Genomic DNA, 19,155 nt, shown 5'->3' on the forward strand with positions numbered 1-19,155 from the left:
TGACCATTTTAGATCAGTAGACGGAAGGCAGCGTTCCGATTGGGAGCGCCTTCAACGGCAATTCGCCCGTAAGCGCCACGAGAATGAGCGCCGTGAAAAGCTGGACGACCGAATGGAAGACAACGCCGCAGCGTTCGCGGCAGGTATGACCATGGCAACACAGATGGAAATCGAGCAATTCGAAATTCGTCTGAGCAGCTATGAGGAGGCCACGGTTGTGGCGCTCCTTGAAAATCAAGAACGGTTGGACGCAGTGAACGTGCGTTTGTTGGCGATGCTGGATCAAGCTTATGTCATGGATGATGGTCGCCGGGTTTTCCGAACGATGGATGGCTTGCAGGTATTTGATGAGTTTGGGCAGGAGGTCTCCCACGACGAAATCGACCCGGCCATGATCAGCGATGAACATCCATTCTGGGAGGACTACCAACCTGCCTTTGCAGAACAACAGGCGCTGATGAATGAACGTGACGAACTGCTAGCGTTTCAGGAGCGCCTAGATGAAGCGCGTGAGGAAATCGCGGATGGCGAGATTTCCAAGGCTGAGCTTGAAGACCTAGATGCCGAACTTGCTGATATGATGCCACCTTCTGTTCGTCCGCACGTACCGGGCATGGAAATGCCGGAAGCTGCGCCCGAACTGGCAGCATCCTTTTCCAGATCAGCGGCAATCCCACAAGTGCCAAGTATCGGCGCGGCAACACCAGCTTTGTCCCCAATTCAGTAATCTACATCGTGCGTTGTTGCCCTCTGGTGCTGGAGCGATCAGAACCAATAATCGCCATATCAAACTGTCGATTTTGGCCCTTCCGAGAAATCTCACTGGCCGTATAAAACTGCGCTTCTTCCCGATGGCGCGTCATAGCTACATACGCCAGATTTTCATCCAAAGACCGGCTGGACAGGACAAAGCTCTGATCCACTGTGCAACCTTGCGCGCGGTGGATGCTGACAGCGAAGCCGTGGTCAATGTAAGGAAAATCTTCTGGTGAAATCGTCAGGTGACGAGCGTTGTCTTCGTCATCTGTATCCAGACGCACCATGAGCTTGCCATCTGAAATCCCTGTCACGGTGCCGAGCATTCCATTGCGCACGTCGAGGGATTTGTCGTTGCGCGTGAACAGCAGGCGATCCCCTGCGACAAAAGCCCGAGGGCCGGTTTCGGTTTCAACCATGATCTCTTCGCCTATGTTACCCTGGATTTTCCGTGCAGATCGAATGGCCTGATTGATGGCGTGGACATCTTTGCGACGATGAGCCAGTGCCAATCGGGATTTGGTGTCGCCGAAATTGCGATAGCTGGCCATATAGTCTTCGACCAAGCCAGCAATCGCCTGATCTCTGTTTTGTTCGACATGAACGGCATCGTGATCCGCATAGGCCTGAAGCGCTGCTTCTGTTTGACCCTTGGCCAAATCTATTGACGCCCGACGTTGCCAAGGCGATTTCTGTCTCCGGATTTCGGTTAGACGGGCCGCGCCAACCTTTTCTGTGATTTCCGCAAAAGGTGTTCCGGCTTCAATCGGTTGAAGCTGATCAGGATCACCAATCAACACCAGTTTGCATCCCCGCTTTTGAAGCTCATCGGTGACGCGCGCAAGTTGCCGGGTGCCAACCATACCTGCTTCGTCGATAACGACGACAGACCCTGATCCAACGGGTTCATAGCCGTTTTTCCAGCTTGCTTCCAAAGAGGCCAAGGTTCGAGAGGTTATTCCTGAGGCGGATTGTAGGCTGTCTGCGGCTTTTCCTGCCAAAGCCGCACCATGGACATCAAATCCTTGGCGCTCCCATGCTTTCCGGGCAACGGATAGCAATGTGCTTTTACCTGCGCCTGCCAAGCCAACGACGCAACTCAGTTGGTTTGGTGCAAGTAAATGTTCGCAGGCCGCAACTTGCTCGTCGCTCAGCGTTGCGCCGAAACGCTTTTGCAAGCGGTTGTTTTCCTGCTGGATAGCGCGAGAAATTTCACCATCTGAAACGCGAAAGCCGCCGCTTCTCGACAGATCGCGTGCTTGCGACATGAGTTGTCGTGTCGTCTCAACAAATTCCTTGGTGGTATAAGTGTCGTCATCAGAACCGGACACCAGTACCAGTTCGCGCGATGTCATCGCTTGGTCCGTCAATGCCGACAGAAGAGCTACATCATCGAAAAACTCAGCGAGACCGCGTGCCACATCAGCTCGGGTAAAGCTGGCTTGTTTCTCAGAGATATGGCCAAGGATCAAATCAGGTTGCGCTTCCAATTGCGATGCGGAAAACGGTGCCATCTCACGCGGTAAAATGAGCGGTTGGTTCGGATCAAGCCCAAAGGCTTGGCGATTTGGACGGTTCCCATCCGTGAAGAAGTCATACTCTGCTTTCGCCAGTTTGAACTTGCGTTCGAGGACACGTCGTTCTGTCAGGTGGCGATCAATGAGAGCTTGTTTTTCGTGGCTGTCGCGTTTGGCGCAGTCAGCCGCGTCTTCTGCCAGTTCCGAGCATACCCTGTCATATTGTCCTGTCAGGCGCGCCCAGGCCGCTTTGATGCCTGTGGGAAGTCGGTTAGACCGCGCCTGAATTTCTCTGATTGATCTGGCCTCATGTCCAGCTTTGAGAGCTGCCCGTTCGTCACGTTGGCGTGCAACAAGTTCAGATTGTTGCTCTTCCAGCACCGCGATGGTCCGCTTGAAATCCCGTTCGGAATGACCCGGTGCAGTTTCAGGATCAGACTTGGATTGGTTCAGTATGGCTAACGCATCGTCAAGCGATGGAAGCGCTGCCTCATGGCCGAGGCGCGCGCGGATGGCTTTGGGCTTTACACCGAGCCAGCGGGAGAGCGAGTAAACCTCGCCATCGGCGTCCACAGCTACAAACCCACGACGGTTCCCACGCGCCAAACAAAACCCGTGCTGCCATAGAGCGGCAGCAAATGCGGCACGGGAATCTGATTGCTCCCAGCATCGCTGAAAGAGCTTCTTCAATTCGGCTGGATTCTCTTTGGCACGGCGGGCCTGTTTTGCTTCCGCGCCTGAATAGCTTTCTTTCGCGCGGTCTTTGGAATCACGCAGGCCGTTTGGCATATCCCAGCCATGTTCAAGATAGAGTTCGCGTGAAATGTCGCGAAGCCGGTATTTCGTATGCGGCAGGTCAATCGCCCGCATTTTCTCCACATTGATCCGGGACCAAACGCAATGCGCGTGACGGCGGCCATGCTTTTCGTGAAACACGATGGCGCGTGGTTGGCCAGTCAGACCCAGCCTACGCTCGATATCTTCAATTGCCTTCTCAAATGCCTCGACAGATACACGCGCGTTTTGCGGTGGGTTCAGGCTGAGTGAATACAGATATTGCTGGCACTTGGTGCCAAGTGAAACCGCCTCAATCTCTTTGAACGCACCAGCCAGACTGGAGGACATGAACCCGCGCAATTCGTGAATCTCCGCATGTTCGTTGTCATCGACATTTAGCAAGTGCCTGGCGAGTTCCTGACCAAACCCTCGTTGATTGCCTTTCAGGATCATTCGCGCAACCCGAGGGCCTTGATCAGCACCGTGCGGATCAGTAGAACATGATCATAGGCTTCATGGATTTGCGCCTTGGTCTCGTCATCAATGGCCAATGAGCCGACATTAGCATGGTAGGCCAGTTGATTTAGGTTGTTTGCGATTCTGGACTGACCAAGCAGCCCCAAGATTTGGGCCAGTGCCTGCTTGTCAGCAACAGATGCAGTTGAGCGGGGTTTGCGCCTCGGTAGGGTTTTCCCAAGAACCTGCGCGCGAATGTAGGTTGCTAGTGCCATACTACCGGCAAGCTCTTTCAGTCGGGCGTGATCTTCGACGGACAGCCTGAGCGTCACACGGGGACAAGAGCGCGTTGTTTTATGCTTAGGCTGTTTCTGAGTGTTCTTCTTCGATGTGGCTGAGGAGGCATTGCTGACCAGATCAAATTCATGCTGGAGCGTCTTCATAGCGACGGCCCCCGCATCTTCGGACCGGACCGTCTAGGGGCAGCGTTTACCTCAGCTTTCGCGGCTTGCTCAAACTCCCGAAGCTTGTGGATAAGTTCCGGCTCAGCCTTGAGAATGGCATCCCATTCCTCTAACTCACTAAGAACAGCTTGCACCTTTTCAGAGTTCGAACTGACTCCGGTCTGGCGCACCAAATCCTACGAATAACATACTGAAAATAAACGGTAGTGCTCATAGTTGCATCGGGTGGTCTGCCAGATCGCTCTCTTTGGAAAGTCGGCATGGAAATTGCGCTTTATTTGCATCAGCCTGTGGCTGGTGAGGGCGTAGCGAGCTTGCGGTGGCTCGATGGAAAACTTCGCAGTTGCGCCCCAGGCTCAATCGTTCGGCGCAGCATAGGACTGGTCCGTGCGCAAATTGGGCTCGGTGAAGCAATGAATCGGTGTCCTTCCATTCCCGATCCAGAATAGCTCAGAGTTGGTTTTGCCTGTTAGCTAGTCAGATGCTCCACAGGAGGAGCCAAAGAATAAGGTATTGCGCAAATTGCAATTTACGGCCATTTGTTCTTGCTTTGTCCGGGCCGCGCAACTATATCGTCTTCAGGGACCGCTTGGGACTGCGAACAATCCGACACGGAACTCGCAACAACCGGACGAGCGACAACCCTTTCGCCGACCTGCGTCAAAGGTCTTCGTCTTGGGACGTTAATCCAAAAAAATCAGTGGGCTCCGCGGGCCCGAAACCTTAACGGTTAAGCTGGCTTGACCTCCGTTATGGAGGATTTCATGCAAGTTTTGGATTATTGGACGAGGTTGTCGGCTTCGGAGAAAGTCGCAGTCATAGCTCTGCTAGTTCAGATCGTTGATATTTTCATCTGAAGAGGGGGCGGCGCCAAAGCCAGGCGCCGCCCTTTTTTGTAAGACGTTTCCAGGGCCCCAACGTTTCAGTCTTGTGCGAATGGTGATGGCATTGCACGAGACCTGACCATGACAAGGGGCACGGCTGTGGACCGGCTATTCGATGAGTTCTTCGATCTCGGATGCCATGTCGACGGCCGCTTTCACATCCGTGATTTTGGTGTCGTCCAGCGGGTCTCCAGATTCGACGACCGCCTTGATTGCCGCGAAGGCCTGAAGGGTGCGATCCAGAAGCCGGGGCGCGGGCTGGTCGGTGCCCAAGGCGCCGGACTTTGCCACCTCTATGGCGAGTTTCATCAGGTCAATGCGTTGTGCAACGTTCAGCATCCGGGCCCTCGTAGGTTCATATCTCGGTTGTTACAGAGATACTCCGGGCCGTGGAGTGGGGAGAGTGAGTCACAGTGAAGGCCGGCGTGATTCAGAAGGCGCCGACCTTGTTCAACCCGTTTCGGATGCGTTCGGACAGCTCGTCGGGGGCGTGCCAGATTGCAAGGAGCGTTTCGAGCAATTGGGATGGATCGGGCACGTTTGCATGCAGGCGCCGGATCAGCTCGGCGGCATCCTCTTCGCGGTCGAGCTGCCCCAGGCACATCAGGACCAGAAGCTCGGGCCCGTTCCACATGGCGTCCCCGATCTGGCGGGCGGATGCAAGCGCGGCCTCGTAGGCGCCGGCCTGAAAGTGCAGGATACATGTGACGGCGTGATACCATCCCGGAGGGTGGGGGCTGAGTTCGGTCGCGCGTTCGATAAGCTGGAACCCCTTGTCCCGATCGCCCAGCAGCGCCTCGCAAATCGCCATATCGGCCAACATGTCGGGATAGTTCGGATTGGCCCTGAGCGCCTTTTGGGCAGCAATACGATAGGTGTCGAAAGATCCCCGGTGGTAATGGGTCAGAAACAACGCGTGCTGGCCGGTCGCGTTCATCGGATCGAGGCTGACGGAGCGTTCGGCGGCCTTGAGCGCACGGTCGAGCGGGGGTGGCTCTTTTTGGAAGTTGTACCCGCCGCGCACCTCGTCGCCGTAGACGATGGCCAGCATTCCCCAGGCACCGGCATAATCCGGATCGAGTTGCACGGCCCGTTCCAGCAGGTCGCGGACCCGGGCGTGCTGTTCGACCGTGGGCTGGCGCCAGTATTCTGTGGCCAGCAGGCGGCACTGGTAGGCGTCGAAGGTCTGTGTTCCGGCCCTGCGGTGCAGTGCCCCGGTCCGGTGGATGATGCCATGCGGTTCCGCGATCTCGGTGGCGATGCGGGCCGCGATGTCCTCCTGAACGTCGAACAGGCTGTCGACATTGAGGTCCCGGTCATAGGCGTCGGACAATATCTGCTCGCCCGAAAGCGCGTCCACCAGTTGCGCAGTGACGCGCAGGTTTCCGGCCCAGTGGCGCACGCTGCCCTCGACCAGGTAATGCACGCCCAGCTCTTCGCCGATATCGCGGGGGTCGCGCGACCTGTCGCGGAACCGGAAGGTCACATGGCGCGAGAGGACGCTGACCTCGCGGAACCGCGCGAGGGCGGCGATGACCTCTTCGGTGAACCCGTCGGCCAGGTATTCCTGATCCGGATCACCGCTGAGATTGTCGAACGGCATGACGGCCAGCGATTTGCGCCCGTCCGGCTCGGGCTCGGATGACGCGGGTTCGTTGCTCAGTTCCGGATCGAAGGCGATTTCAAAGACCGGCGCATAGGATCCCTTTGGCACGTGGATGCGGACTGGATCGCCGCGCCCTTCCTTGCCGTAGTAGAGATCCAGCCGCGAGCGCAGCTTGTTGGCCTGAACCCGCACGATCGTGTCGATGCCGGGGTCGAAATCCTCGGGCTTGTCGAAGACGTCCAGTCCGAGGGCATAGCCCTTGAGCTCGTCCCCGCGCCCGGCCAGCGTTTCGGTGACCAGATGCGACAGAAACCGTTTCATGCGTGTGGTTTCGGAAAACTGTGGGCTGGCAAGGACGCGCTTGAGTTGCTCGGCAATGATCCTCGGGTCGATCTTCGATGTCAGAGCAGTAGGCACAAGGCTGTCCTCCGCCCTCATTTGTACGTTCCGGTGTTTGGATAACGCAAGGTCACCGTGACTCACTCACCCCGGTGGCGTGCCTCTGTCAGGTTTGTGGTGCGGCTCATCTGGACGGGCCGAAACCGAAACCAACATCAACCAAAGGAACGCAACATGACATCTTTCACTGACTTCATCCAAAAGGCGAAAGACGACTACACCCGCATCGAGACCGAGCTGAAATCCTATGAAAAGAAGGTCAAGGATGCCGGCGAGGCCGCAGACACCTGGACACGGGATCAGGCGGCAAAGCTGAGGGCGGATCTGAGCGAGGCCCAGAAGAAGGTCACGGATCTGGCCGAGCGCATCGACCGTGAGGGCGAGGAAGCCGTCACCGAGGCGCATGACCAGGCGAAGCGTCACTGGGATGCACTGCACGCCGCCGTGGCCACGTATCGCGATCACGTAACCAAGTCGGCGGATGTCTGACATTCGAAAAAAGGGGAGAGCCAACATGCTTCGCATAGCGGCAACTGTGTGGGTCATCGGGGCGGTTGCGTCGCCGGGGCTTGCCGAAAGCACTGCGCCCGTCGCCGGTGAAACCGTGCTGGGTGTCGAGGTCAACGTGACCCGGATCGTCAGCAAGGGCTACAGCGCAAACGCGCTGATCGGCGCGGATGTGCGCAACGAGCGGGCCGAAACGGTCGGGTCGGTTCACGATCTGATCGTCGGCGTCGAGGGCGAGGTCAGCCTCGCCATCATCGAGGTCGGCGGCTTTCTTGGGCTCGGGTCCAAATGGGTCGCGGTTCCGGCGCATCTGTTCGAGGCCGACGGCAACAACGCGGTCGTTCTCGCCGGGGCCACCGAGGCCGCGCTGGGCGCGATGCCACCCTTCACCTACGCGCAATAGCGTCAGAACAGGGTGATAACGACATGACACTTTCCGAACCAACCGGGTCGAAGGGGGCCACCACCGCCTTGCCGGAGACGACCGAATTGCGGCCGGTGTGGATCATCGTGCTGGGCGCGCTGATCGTGCTGACCGGCATTGCGGCCATCGCCTTTCCGCTGGCCTCGACACTCGCGGTCGAGGTTCTGGTCGGCAGCCTGTTCCTGACGGTCGGCGTGTTCACGACCACGCATGCCATCATCGACCGCGGGTCCGAGGGCACGTGGTGGGAGTTGCTCATCGGCCTGTTGCATATCGCGGCCGGTGTGATTTTCCTGGCCAATCCGCTGGGCGGTATTCTTGCGCTGACGGTCATGCTGGGCGCGACCTTCGTTGCCGAGGGCGTGCTGCGGATCTTCATGGCGCTTCGGATGGAACGCTCCCGGAAGCTATTTCTGCTGATCGCATCGGGCGCGTTGTCCATCCTGCTTGGCGGAATGGTCTTCGCCGGGCTGGCCAACGGCGCCTCGCTCACGCTGATCGGCGTGTTGCTGGGGGTCAATTTCATCTTCGCGGGGGTCGCGCTGATCACTGTCGGGATGGCGGCAAAGACATCCGGGTCAGATTGAGCTATCCGGCAAACACGTCACAAAGGGGAGCGATATTCGCTCCCCTTTGCCGATGATGACGAGGTTGCGCGGGCATACGACACCGCGCGTTTGCCCTTTGGGAGGATCACACCGGGATTTGCGAAATGCTTTAGTAGACCTGTCTGGCGGGCGACGGAAAGGTGACCCGAACCTGATCTTCTTCGAAGGCGTCGAAACTCTTGGACCAGGTGCGGCCCGGCCAGTGAATCTCAAGCGCGCGTGCCTTGGGGCGGTAGGCGGCGGTGTAAAGCGTTCCGAAACCGGACGAAAAGGCGGTTGAATAGAGCGGGGGCTTGAGGAAGGCGCCGACAAATTTCTCTTGCGTTTCAGGATGCAGCGTCAGTCTTTGGAGCAAAAACCGCTCTCTTTCCACTGTCGCCGTGAATCGGGCATGGCTTGACCATTCGACCCGCTCCTGATGGTTGGTTGCCACAGCCGCGCGGGTCAGGATGGTCGGGCGATCCGGTGTCAGATATGCGGTCAGGTAGCGCCGCGCGGAGTCGAGGACCGTCACGTTATAGCTCATGTGACAGGGCACGCGTTTGAGGATCTCGCCTGCTTCTTCGGTTGTCGTGCAGGTTTGCAGGATATAGCGCAGGATCAGCGGCACACCGAAACCGGTTCCGACCTCTTGCCGTCCGCCAAAGGTCAGCGAGGCGGTCAGGCCCGCGTCGTTTATCCCGTCCACCAACCCGAACAGCCCGTCTGTGGTTCCGATCACACCGCGGCCATTCCATCGGGTTTTGAGGATCACGGCATCGAAGGCATCCTCGTCATAGTCGTAGTTGCGCACCAGCAGGGGTGTGTCGCCCTGCCAGATCGCCTGGCTGCATCCCGCAAGGTATCGCGGTGGGCAATAGAAACTGAGAAACCGCGCCTCGACATCGCCGCCGCCCACAAGCGCGCACAACTCGTCATAAAGATCCACGATCTCGGGCATGTGAGTGCAAAGCGCCTGACGGCATTCGTGATAGGTGGGACGGCCCGACAGGCCCTCTCTGGCCCACCAGGCCGAGTAGGCGGGCCAGTATTCCAGGAACTGCCGGCGCCACTTGGGCCCCGGCGCATCCTCACTTATCGCTTTGAAGTTCAGGGGCATTGCGTCTGGATAGCCGAATTGGCCGTAAGTGCAAGGATCGCCGGGTAGAGCTGGCCGCAGCACATGGCGTGCGGCCTGCCTTGGCAAGTGTCTACATGATCTTGAATGCGGGATCGTCGAATGCGCTGGCCGATGGCAGGGGCCGGGCCGAATACGCGTTCTTGATCCCGTTGATCCAGTTCTTGGATTTCTGGGTCAGTTGGAAGCCTTTCGTCATGGAGCGTCCGCGCGTCACCAGAATGCCGAGATCCGCCCCCTCGTAGCGATAGTCGCCGGCATTGGAAATCCGCAGGAAAAAGGCCTCGTCATCGCTTTCGACCGCGCGTCGGTGATAGTCGAACCGGTCGAATTCGACGCGGCCATCGGGCAGCATCCTGTAGATGCCCGTTTCGGGGGCATGGGTGATGATGTCCACGTTGTCCTCGGTGTGCTTGATCACCATCTGCGACCAGCTGTCGATCATGTCGGGATCGGCCCAGCGGGCGTTGAGTTCTTCGACGTCCAGCTTGAACGGCTTTTTCGAGAACTCGAGCAGGTGAAACAGGAACAGCGGCGCGTCCGCATGGGCAAAGGCGGCGTGGTTGGTCATGGACGAGGCGCCGGTGATCCGCGGGTTCAGCTCACCCAGCCAGATGTCTCCGGATTTCTTGTCGATCAGGAAATCCAGCTCAAAATACCCGCGATAGCCTTCCTTGCGGAGCTGTTCGCCGAACTTGAATGTCAGCTCGCGGGCCTTTTGGCGGGTTTTGGGCGGGAACGCGGTCGAGAAGATCTCATTCCCGCACCAGCCGCCGCGATAGGGCGTCAGTTCCTTGAAGCCCACCAGTTCGGTCATCAGCGGCCCGACGATCGTGCCCTGAGAGGTGGCGCACGCCTCGATCGCAGATCCGCGGCAATCGATCCGTTTCATGATCTTGATTTCACCCTCGCCGACGATCTCATGCTCGTGCTTGCGAAAGTCGGCCTCGGACTTGATGAAGAATGTGGTGTGGCCGCTGTCCCCGAAGGCGGATTGCAGCACCAGATCATGGCCGATCCCGGCCTTTTCACACACCTTACGCAGATGGTCGCAGCTTTCGACCTCGGACAACACGTTGGGAACGGACGGAACGCCCGCCTTGTTGCCGATGCGGACCGTTTCGATCTTGTTGTCCATGTTGGTGCGCAGCTTGGCCTTGGGAAACCAGACCTCTCCGCCCAGTTCCTTGACCAGCTTTTCGGTTTTTTCGTCGAACATCAGAAAGGCAAATTTGGGCTTGCCGCCCCGTGCCTTGACGTAGTCGATCACCTCTTTGTGCTGCAGGAGATAGTTGTTGATGTCTTCGATGGACTGGAACTCGTCATGTGGCAGTTCGGACGGGACGAGCACGTTGGGGTGGCGCCCGTCGAAACAATCCATGTAGCAGATGTATTTGAAATTCTTCACCCATTCGTCGAGGCCGAGCAGGTTGAAGTTGGTGGCTGATACGAAATAGATCGGATCCTTGTTGGTGTGAAAGAAGCGCCGGATTTCTGAAATGTTCTTCAGGGTCTTCTTTGGCATTGGGCTGTCCTCTCTTATTTCGTTTTTTTGCTCAGCCCTTGCAGGGCCTCGTGGGTGAAGACCCGCAAACCGAGATCGGGCCGGTATCCGTGGATTTCGCTGACGTCCAGCGCGCGCATGAAAGACAGGATTTCAGGGCTGATCACCTGTCCGGGGACAAGGATCGGAAATCCGGGAGGATAGGGGATGATGAATGAGGCGGATACCAGTTCCTCGCCTGAATTGAGGCGCTCCACCAGCACGTCGTCGAGGTCGTGATAGTCGCAATTGTCCTCGTTATAGGCGAGGAAGAAGGCCGTGCGAACGTCGCCCTCGGGCGTGTCAGTGCCTGATCGGAAGGCATCATGAAACCGGCTGAAATCGGGCAGGGGCGGCACATGTTCGACAAGGCCCGCGACCCGCTTATCGAAGGACAGGCGTTCCATTTTCGAGGCGTCGTCCAGCAGTTCGTCCAGCTCCTTGGCGACTTCGACCAGAACCTCGATCAGATAGGCGATCGAAGAGCGGGTGGTGCCGATATTGGTCATGAACAGGACGGTGTTGCGGGAGGTCTTATTGATCTGAATCCCGTATCTGTCCATCAGGATGTCGGTCTTGAACGTGTCGCCATCCCACCCGGTTCCGCCGATCCCCAGCGTGACCCGGGTCGGGTCGAGCACGAACTCATCCTTGGTCCAGATCTCCCATTTGTCCGACCAGCCATCCTGTTCGTTGTAGTAGGCCTCGATGCCGCTTTCGCGATACTCGGGCGGGATCATGATCGAGGGCGTCAGGACGCGGAAGTATTTCTGCAGCAGCGGGTGGCTTGTTACCGCCCTCCGGATTGCCATGGCGCTTTCGACCTGGCGCTGCACGAACTCGAACCCTTCCAGCTCGACCTGCCGTCGGCCGACGTCCAGCGATGCGATGATCTGATAGTTGGGTGAGGTCGAGGTGTGCGTCATGTAGGCCTCGTGAAAGGCCTGTTCGACCTCGCCCTTGAAGTCCATATCGTTGACGTGGATCATCGATCCCTGCCGCAGCGAGGTCAGGGTTTTGTGTGTCGATTGCGTGGCATAGACCCGGATGCGCGCATCCGGCGGGGGCACGAGGCGGGTGTTCAGCAACGTTTCCTCGTCGGCGTCCTTCAGCCGGTCCTGCTGCTTGTCCCAGGCCTCTTTGTGCGACGCGTCGCGCAGACGTGTCCGAAGGGTGTTGGCAACGGACATGGCCGTGCGCTGGCGGTACATCGGACTGAACCGGGCAAAGGCAAACCACGCCTCGTCCCACAGGAACACGAGGTCCTTCTTGATGGCCAGACATTCCTCCATCACCCGCTCAACGTTGTAGACAAGCCCGTCAAACGTGCAGTTTGTCAGCAGGACCATGCGCACCCGGTCCAGTTTGCCGGCGGCCTTCAGCTTGAGGAGCGTGTGCTTGATCTCGCGCAGCGGCACTGCCCCGTACATCGAGTATTCGTGGAGCGGATAGCTGTCCATGTAGACCACGTTCGCACCGGCAAGAACCATGCCGTAGTGGTGCGATTTGTGGCAATCGCGATCGACAAGGACGATGTCACCGGGCCGGATCAGGGCTTGAACGACGATCTTGTTGCAGGTGGAGGTTCCGTTGGTGGCGAAGAACGTCTGTTTCGAGCCAAAGGCGCGCGCGGCCATGTCCTGCGCTTCCTTGATCGGGCCGCGTGGTTCCAGCAGGCTGTCCAGCCCGCCGGATGTTGCCGAGGTTTCCGCCAGAAAGATGTTGGGCCCGTAGAAGGCGCCCATGTCCTGAATCCAGTGCGACCGGCTGATGGATTTGCCGCGGCTGATCGGCATGGCGTGAAAGACGCCGGTGGGCTGTTTGGAATATTCCTTGAGCGCAGTGAAAAACGGGGTCTTGTAGCGCCGGTTCACCCCGCGGAGGATATTGAGGTGCAGCTCAAGAAAATCCTCCTGATTGTAGAACACGCGGCGGCAGCGTCCCAAATCCATCCCGGCGATGTCTTCGGCTGAGCGATCCGTGATCAGATAGGCGTCAAGTTCGGGGCGGACCTTTGCGATCAGACGGCAGGCTTCGGGGCCGTACTCGCTGGGTTGCAGGGCATCGACATGCTCGTCCTCTTTCAGGCGGTTGAGATATTGCTGGATGATCGGCAGGACGTTCTTGGATTTGAGCACAAGACCGGGCCGGACGATCACCGCCTGCACATTGTGATTGAAGAGGATGCCCATGAGCGCGTCTTCGAGGCTGGGCACAATCACCGGCTCATAGATGAACGGGTCCTCGGCCCGGCGGACACGGTAGAGGTTGTTTCGCAGGAACCTCTCCTGATGCTCGTTGACGTTGTCGACGATCAGAACCTCGAAATAGGGACGCCCCAATGCACGGTCTTCAGGCGGGAGGGTGCTTTCGTCCTCGTAATCCTCGTTGTCGATTTCATCGCTGCCGATGGGAATCGAGCGCCGCCGATAGGCACCCGAGGTCAGGGCGCGGGCGACGCGCCGTACCGAAATCGAAAGATCTTCGATGTTTCGCTGTTCGAGCAGTTTCCTGAGATGTTCGAAAACGTGTGCGCCCGGGAACGCCCAGTATACTTCGATCGGTGCAAGCGCGTCGAGCAATGCCTCGGCCGTCTGCAACAGCTTGGCGCCCTGTCGTCCCGCGATGTCATGGACGAGCATGGATTCAGCGGTTTCGCGCAGGGCGCTCCATCGGTCGGCGCGCAGTTGCGTTGCGCTGTAATAGTCACTGACCGATGGCAGCTTTGTGCTCGTGTGTTGCAGGTTCATTTCTTACTCCTCCGTGACACATCGAACAATTCGAAAGCTTATGGCGCAACGCGAAATCACCCGGTTCCGGTTCTTCCCTTGAACGCCGGTATGGCAACGTGATCGGCGCGAGATCGGCTGTCTTCGGCCAAAACCGTCCTGGGATCGCGGACCCCAACCCCCGCCCTTGACCCTTGTTTTGGCGTTTCAAGCGGGCCCAGCGTGTGCAGGTACGCGTCTGCGCCGCTGGCGCGGTCGTAAATCGGGAAATCGGCCTCGCGATCCCTGAAACTTTTCAGGACCTGGCCCAGCCCATTGAGGCCGGTTTCGCGCTGACGGCGCACGTTGTCGAGGTCGATCTCGATGGGGAACATATCCTCTTGCCCAGCGGACTGGTGCAGAACGGTTGCGGTCGGGTCGACCACAAGCGAGCGCCCCACGCCGCCTGCACCAAGCCCGTTCACGTCGAAGACGTAGCATTGGAACTGCGCTGCCGTTGCCCGTGCAATGGCAATCTCGGCGTCGCGATCCGTGGTGCCGGTCAGTACCGGATGCAGCAAAACCTCGACCCCTTGGCTGGTCAGTTGCCGCGTGGTTTCGGGGAACCAGATGTCATAGCAGATCGACAATCCGAACCGCCCGACATCGGGCACGTCGAAGACGCAGAAATCCGTCCCCGATGCGATGCCCTGTTCATAGGGTTTGAACGGGAACATCTTGGCGTATTTCTTGACGATTTCGCCCTGCGGGTTGATGACGACCGACGTATTGAAAATCCGGCCGTCGGCGAGTTTTTCAAACATTGAGCCGGGGATCAGCCAGATGCCGAACCGGCGTGCATCGTCCTGAAACTGCGCAAGCGCGTCGTTCGGAAACGGCTGCGCAAACTGATCGAGAGGACCATAAGGCGCCAGCTCGGAGAAAACGACCATCTGGGTCCAGGGGAACCGGGCCATCAGGATCTCGATCCGATGGCGCATCGCCTCCACGTTCGAATGAAGCGCGGAAACGTGCATCTGAACGCCTGCGATTGCAAATGGGGTCATGTATGTGTCTGCCTCTTTTCTTGGCCACGGCTGGCTGTGCCCCCGAGCCTAGAATGCGTGGAGAGAATTATCAAATGCATCAATTTCGGGGGAATCCCGTCCGGCTTACGCCTGCCACTGCGCGACGGCAATTCGTGGGTCTTTGAGTCGGTTCTTCGGCATCGGTGCTTTTTTGGGCAAGATGCAGTCCAGACGTCGCGATGCGCGGGTGTAGGCGCATGCCATGGCGGGTTTTGGAACAGTCGAGTTTGGGAAAGAGTGGTAGCCCGTAGGGGAATCGAACCCCTCTTTCCAGGTTGAAAACCTGGCGTCCTAACCGATAGACGAACGGGCCAAAGCGGCATGTCAGGGGCTTTTACGAATTGCACCTGTGCGGCGCAAGGGCAGCGGCCGAAAAAAACCATTCAAAGCAAATGAGCCGGTTGGAGGGTGGGAATACCGACGTAAACAGTTTCGCACGGTGAGAAGGGCAGAGTTTCTGACAGGCTGTCACCCCGCAAAGACAAGCGTATTCAGGTGCGCGCGAGCGCTGGTCCAATGTTCGGGGGATTGCCGTCAGTTTGCCGACGAACGCGGTCTACACCTTGGGAATGCCGCATGTTAGCTTTCCGGTGAACGATCAGGGAGAACTGCCAAATGCCATTGACGGTCAAGGACATGATGGAGGCCGCCAACGCGGTGGTTGAGCGCATCGACGGTGCGAAGGCGCAGGAATTGGTGGCCGACGGGGCGTTGTTGCTCGACATCCGGGATGCGCCCGAGTTGGAGCGCAGCGGGCGGGCCGTCGAGGCGCATCACATCCCGCGCGGCATGCTTGAGTTCCGCGCCGATCCCACGACCCAGTATCACGACCCCGAGTTGCGGTTCGATCGGCCGATCGTGCTGCACTGCGCCTCGGGCGGACGTGCCGCGCTGGCGGGCAAGCTGCTCAAGGAGATGGGATATGCCGAGGTCTACAATCTGGGCGGGCTGACCGACTGGCAGCAGGGCGGCGGCGCGGTGATCGAGCCGGTCGATCCCGGGATGTGACCGGTCCGATCTGACACAGGTCAAAGTGGTACATATTCCAACCCGCTAATGTCATGGCCGAACGGTTTTGAACAGGAATCACCGGCCATGATGCGTCTTGCTGCAATCCTCTATTCCCTGATCTCCACAGCCCTGGCGGGGACCGCCGTGATCGCGGTTCTGTCGGCAGGCATGGTTTCTGTGGCGGCGATCCTTTGGGCCGCCGGGGCGGGCTTCGTTCTGGCCGCGCCGGCCTCCTGGCTGGTGGCCCGGCATCTCTACTCAGGGCAGTCGGCCTGATCAGGCGTTGAGAAAGGCGCGCGTGGCGGCCTCGAACTCGCGGGGTTTCTCCGCGTGCAGCCAGTGCCCGGCGCCGGGGATCTTGGCAAAGCGTGCCTGTGGGAACAGCGCGCGGATCGTGTCGCGGTGGCCGGGCAGCACATAGTCCGAGGCCGCGCCCGACAAAAACAGCGACTGACCCCGCCATGGCGTGCCGCCCTCGGGGAAGCCCATGATTCTGGGCATTTCGGCGGCCAGACCGTCAAGGTTCAGCCGCCAGCGCTTGGCGGGCAGGTCCAGCGATTGGGTGAAGAAGCTCTGCAACGCTTTCTCGACCCCGTGTGCGGCAAGCTGCGCCTCGGCGTCCGAGCGCCGTTCGACCTGCGACAGGTCCACGGCCCGCATCGCCTCGATATACTGTATCTGACTGTGTCCATAGGCGACCGGCGCGATATCGGCGACAACCAGCTTGCGCACCAGTGCCCCATGGTGCAGCGCCAGCGTCATCGCCGCCTTGCCGCCCATGGAATGGCCCACGACATCCGCTTGCCCACCGATGGCCGCGATCACCTCGGCCAGATCCGCCGCCAGTGCGGGATAGTCATGCGTGTCCGACCAGGGGCTTTGCCCGTGGTTGCGCATATCGACCGAGATCACCTGCCGTTCGTCAGACAGGCGTTTGGCAATCACGCCCCAGTTGCGGGCCGAGCCATAGAGGCCGTGGGCGATCAGCAGGGGCGGGGTGTCGGTCGGGGTGCCGAAATGGATCATGTTCAACATGGGTTGGTGATACCTGCGTGCGCGGCGATGGGCCAGCCCCATTGAGGCCGCCCCGACAAGCCGGTAGACTGTCCGGCTAGGAGGCCCGGTTGGATGTCAGAACAGATCGCCGTACAGGACCAGATTGCGGAGACCATCGCGCTGTTGCGCGCCAAGCTGGGCGTGCGTGGCAAGACGCTGGCCGCCTCGCTACGCCGGGCCCGGCACCGGCTGCCGCGCCGCATTCACGGGCAGGCGATGGAACTGGCCAAGGCTGAACCGTTGGCCAATCACCCGAAACTGCGGCTGACGCTGGATACACCGAAGCTGGTCACCGCGGTGCAGGAGGTGCAGGCGCATCTGCGCGCCATCGATCTGGCCGACCGGCGCAAGGGCTGGCTGCTGAGCATGTTGGGCGGGCTCGCCTTCAACATTCTGGTGTTTGCCATCCTGCTGCTGGTGTTTTTGCGCTGGCAAGGCGTGATCTGACCCTTTTCCCGGCGGTGTGCTCCGGCTATTCCTGAACATGGTTCAGGAAAGGAACGCCATGCCATCGAAATCCCAGGCCCGCAGGGCGCAGCTGCGTGAGAGATTGGTCGAGGCGGCCGAGAGTCGCATTGCCCGCGAGGGCTTGGGCGAATTGCGGGCGCGGGATCTGGCCCGGGACGCGGGCTGTGCGTTGGGGGCGATCTACAATGCCTTCGAGGATCTCAATGCCATCGTGATGGCCGTGAACGGCCGGACTTTCCGCGCTTTGGGGCAGGCGGTCTCCGATTCCTTTGATGGCAGCGAGGCGCCGGTGCAGCGGCTGATCGTGATGAGCACCGCCTATCTGCGCTTTGCCGATGCGCACACCAATCTCTGGCGGGCGCTTTTTGAACTGAAGATGACACAGGACGGGCCGGTGCCCGATTGGTATCGCGAGGCGCTGGCGGGGCTTTTCGGTCTGATCTCGGAGCCGGTGTCGCAGATCTTCCCCGAGATGAAGCGGGAAGAGCTGGAACTGATGACCCGGGCGCTGTTCTCTTCGGTGCATGGGATCGTGAGTCTGGGGCTGGAAAACCGTATCTCGGGCGTGCCGCCGGAACAGATCGAGCGGATGATCGGGCAGGTTCTTCGCCAGATTGGAAACAATTAGTTTCCTGAACAGTGTTCACAACATGCCTTGAACGGCGTTCATGAATTTGCTATCTCCAATTTGTGAACGATGTTCATGATATTGGAGGAACCCATGTTCGGCACGTTGAAGACCCTGATCGTCGGTGCAAATGCCCGCGCGGAAGAGCAATTGCGTGACACTTATTCCATTGAACTGATCGACCAGAAGATCCGCGAGGCGGAGAGCAGCCTGAAGGCGGCCAAGCTGACCCTTGCCAGCCTGATCCAACGCCAGCGCGGAGAGCAGCGCCAGGTGGACGGGCTGCAGGGGCGGATCGCTGACCTGATGACCCGCGCGCAGGAGGCGCTGGATGGCGGGCGCGAGGATCTGGCTCAGAGCGCGGCTCAGGCGGTGGCGGATCTGGAAAACGAGTCTGCGGTGCGCCGCAAGACCCTCGACCGGCTCGACACCCGCATTCTGCAGTTGCGCCAGACCGTCGACGCCGCCAGCCGCCGCATCATCGACCTGAAGCAGGGCGCGATTGCCGCCCGGGCGGTCAGGCGCGAGCAGGGGCTGCAGAAACGGCTGAACCGGCATGTCGGTGGTGAGAGCCCTATCGAAGAGGCCGAAAGCCTGATTGCCCGCGTGATGCAGCAGGATGACCCGTTCGAACAGGGCGAAATCCTGCGCGAGATCGACGCGACGCTGGATCACTCCGCCGTTGCAGCGCGGATGGAGGAGGCGGGCTTTGGTCCAAAGACCCGATCGACCGCTGCTGACGTTCTGAGCCGCCTCAACGCCAAGGACTGAACCGACACTGTCCGGACCTCGTGAGAACCGGTGACTTTATCGAATGAATGGAGAGACAAGATGAATACCCGTAACGAAAACGCTCTGATCCTGATGCTGAACGGCGCCGGTGTTGTGCTGGCCTATGTCCTGCTGGCGATCTCGCTGTGGCTGTCCACCGACGTGCCGCTGGCCACCAAAGGTTACTGGGGCATGGGCGTGGTGCTGCTGACGCTGAGCCTGATCAACGTGGTGAAATACCGCTTCGACTACCGCTCGTCCGAGGACCGGATCAACCGCATCGAAGAGGCGCGCAACGAGAAGCTGCTGGAAGAGGCGCTGAAGGATCCGAAATCGGATATCTGACGCTTGCCCCGCCGCGCCGAAA

At 59.3% G+C, this 19,155-nt stretch carries 19 protein-coding genes and 1 tRNA gene; 10 read left to right on the plus strand and 10 right to left on the minus strand.

The features are described 5' to 3' along the window. The first annotated feature begins 112 nt into the window (after positions 1-112). On the plus strand, positions 113-727 hold the full coding sequence (locus tag GOX53_RS03975) for a hypothetical protein (RefSeq protein WP_171173706.1): 615 nt from the start codon (positions 113-115) through the stop codon (positions 725-727). Between the two features lies 1 nt (position 728). On the opposite strand, the gene GOX53_RS03980 is transcribed toward GOX53_RS03975, so the two are convergent. The 4 genes from GOX53_RS03980 to GOX53_RS03995 form a co-directional block, all read right to left on the minus strand. Next, positions 729-3,503: an AAA family ATPase gene (locus tag GOX53_RS03980; protein WP_171173707.1), complete on the minus strand. Its 2,775-nt coding sequence runs from the start codon at positions 3,501-3,503 to the stop codon at positions 729-731. Continuing rightward, the gene (gene mobC / locus GOX53_RS03985) at positions 3,500-3,949 is read right to left on the minus strand and encodes a plasmid mobilization relaxosome protein MobC (RefSeq protein WP_217351651.1); all 450 of its coding nucleotides are present in this window, start codon (positions 3,947-3,949) and stop codon (positions 3,500-3,502) included. Before mobC ends, GOX53_RS03980 begins: the two co-directional genes overlap by 4 nt. Before the next feature lie 1,013 nt (positions 3,950-4,962). Further along, positions 4,963-5,193, minus strand: coding sequence for a hypothetical protein (locus tag GOX53_RS03990; RefSeq protein ID WP_171173708.1), 231 nt, complete (start codon positions 5,191-5,193; stop codon positions 4,963-4,965). Positions 5,194-5,284: 91 nt separating this feature from the next. Next, positions 5,285-6,877 (minus strand): hypothetical protein, encoded by a 1,593-nt coding sequence (locus tag GOX53_RS03995; protein ID WP_171173709.1) that lies wholly within the window; start codon positions 6,875-6,877, stop codon positions 5,285-5,287. A 156-nt stretch (positions 6,878-7,033) separates the two neighbouring features. On the opposite strand from GOX53_RS03995, the gene GOX53_RS04000 reads away from it, so the two are divergent. The 3 genes from GOX53_RS04000 to GOX53_RS04010 are packed head-to-tail and all read left to right on the plus strand — an operon-like array spanning position 7,034 to position 8,377. After that, a complete protein-coding gene (locus tag GOX53_RS04000) occupies positions 7,034-7,348 on the plus strand; it encodes a hypothetical protein (protein ID WP_171173710.1) in 315 nt (104 codons plus the stop codon). A 25-nt stretch (positions 7,349-7,373) separates the two neighbouring features. Next, positions 7,374-7,769, plus strand: a complete 396-nt coding sequence (locus GOX53_RS04005; protein WP_171173711.1) for a PRC-barrel domain-containing protein — start codon at positions 7,374-7,376, stop codon at positions 7,767-7,769. Between the two features lie 23 nt (positions 7,770-7,792). After that, entirely contained in the window at positions 7,793-8,377 is a 585-nt protein-coding gene (locus GOX53_RS04010; protein WP_171173712.1) for an HdeD family acid-resistance protein, read from the plus strand. Between the two features lie 130 nt (positions 8,378-8,507). Here the strand turns inward: GOX53_RS04010 and GOX53_RS04015 are convergent, their stop codons facing one another. From GOX53_RS04015 to GOX53_RS04035, 5 genes are all read right to left on the minus strand, one after another. Beyond that, positions 8,508-9,497 carry a C45 family autoproteolytic acyltransferase/hydolase gene (locus GOX53_RS04015; protein ID WP_171173713.1) on the minus strand — a complete coding sequence of 330 codons (990 nt, stop codon included), beginning with the start codon at positions 9,495-9,497 and terminating at the stop codon, positions 8,508-8,510. A gap of 91 nt (positions 9,498-9,588) precedes the next feature. Further along, positions 9,589-11,040 (minus strand): biotin carboxylase, encoded by a 1,452-nt coding sequence (locus GOX53_RS04020; RefSeq protein ID WP_171173714.1) that lies wholly within the window; start codon positions 11,038-11,040, stop codon positions 9,589-9,591. Positions 11,041-11,054: 14 nt separating this feature from the next. Further along, entirely contained in the window at positions 11,055-13,808 is a 2,754-nt protein-coding gene (locus GOX53_RS04025) for an aminotransferase class I/II-fold pyridoxal phosphate-dependent enzyme (protein WP_171173715.1), read from the minus strand. Positions 13,809-13,864: 56 nt separating this feature from the next. Next, positions 13,865-14,833: a carbon-nitrogen hydrolase family protein gene (locus GOX53_RS04030; RefSeq protein ID WP_171173716.1), complete on the minus strand. Its 969-nt coding sequence runs from the start codon at positions 14,831-14,833 to the stop codon at positions 13,865-13,867. A 259-nt stretch (positions 14,834-15,092) separates the two neighbouring features. Further along, a tRNA-Glu gene (locus tag GOX53_RS04035) sits at positions 15,093-15,167 on the minus strand. A 302-nt stretch (positions 15,168-15,469) separates the two neighbouring features. On the opposite strand from GOX53_RS04035, the gene GOX53_RS04040 reads away from it, so the two are divergent. Beyond that, positions 15,470-15,862, plus strand: coding sequence for a rhodanese-like domain-containing protein (locus tag GOX53_RS04040; protein WP_171173717.1), 393 nt, complete (start codon positions 15,470-15,472; stop codon positions 15,860-15,862). Between the two features lie 87 nt (positions 15,863-15,949). After that, positions 15,950-16,141 (plus strand): hypothetical protein, encoded by a 192-nt coding sequence (locus tag GOX53_RS04045; RefSeq protein ID WP_171173718.1) that lies wholly within the window; start codon positions 15,950-15,952, stop codon positions 16,139-16,141. On the opposite strand, the gene GOX53_RS04050 is transcribed toward GOX53_RS04045, so the two are convergent. Beyond that, the gene (locus tag GOX53_RS04050; RefSeq protein ID WP_171173719.1) at positions 16,142-16,900 is read right to left on the minus strand and encodes an alpha/beta fold hydrolase; all 759 of its coding nucleotides are present in this window, start codon (positions 16,898-16,900) and stop codon (positions 16,142-16,144) included. A gap of 93 nt (positions 16,901-16,993) precedes the next feature. Here GOX53_RS04050 and GOX53_RS04055 point away from each other — a divergent pair, with 93 nt between their 5' ends. From GOX53_RS04055 to GOX53_RS04070, 4 genes are all read left to right on the plus strand, one after another. Then, positions 16,994-17,368, plus strand: coding sequence for a hypothetical protein (locus GOX53_RS04055; RefSeq protein WP_171173720.1), 375 nt, complete (start codon positions 16,994-16,996; stop codon positions 17,366-17,368). Positions 17,369-17,426: 58 nt separating this feature from the next. Next, positions 17,427-18,017 carry a TetR/AcrR family transcriptional regulator gene (locus GOX53_RS04060; RefSeq protein WP_171173721.1) on the plus strand — a complete coding sequence of 197 codons (591 nt, stop codon included), beginning with the start codon at positions 17,427-17,429 and terminating at the stop codon, positions 18,015-18,017. Positions 18,018-18,110: 93 nt separating this feature from the next. Then, on the plus strand, positions 18,111-18,788 hold the full coding sequence (locus GOX53_RS04065; protein WP_171173722.1) for a PspA/IM30 family protein: 678 nt from the start codon (positions 18,111-18,113) through the stop codon (positions 18,786-18,788). 60 nt (positions 18,789-18,848) lie between these two features. Beyond that, positions 18,849-19,133, plus strand: a complete 285-nt coding sequence (locus tag GOX53_RS04070) for a hypothetical protein (protein ID WP_171173723.1) — start codon at positions 18,849-18,851, stop codon at positions 19,131-19,133. Positions 19,134-19,155: the final 22 nt, after the last annotated feature.

It is taken from the genome of Ruegeria sp. HKCCD8929 (assembly GCF_013031405.1).
Classification (GTDB): Bacteria; Pseudomonadota; Alphaproteobacteria; order Rhodobacterales; family Rhodobacteraceae; genus Ruegeria.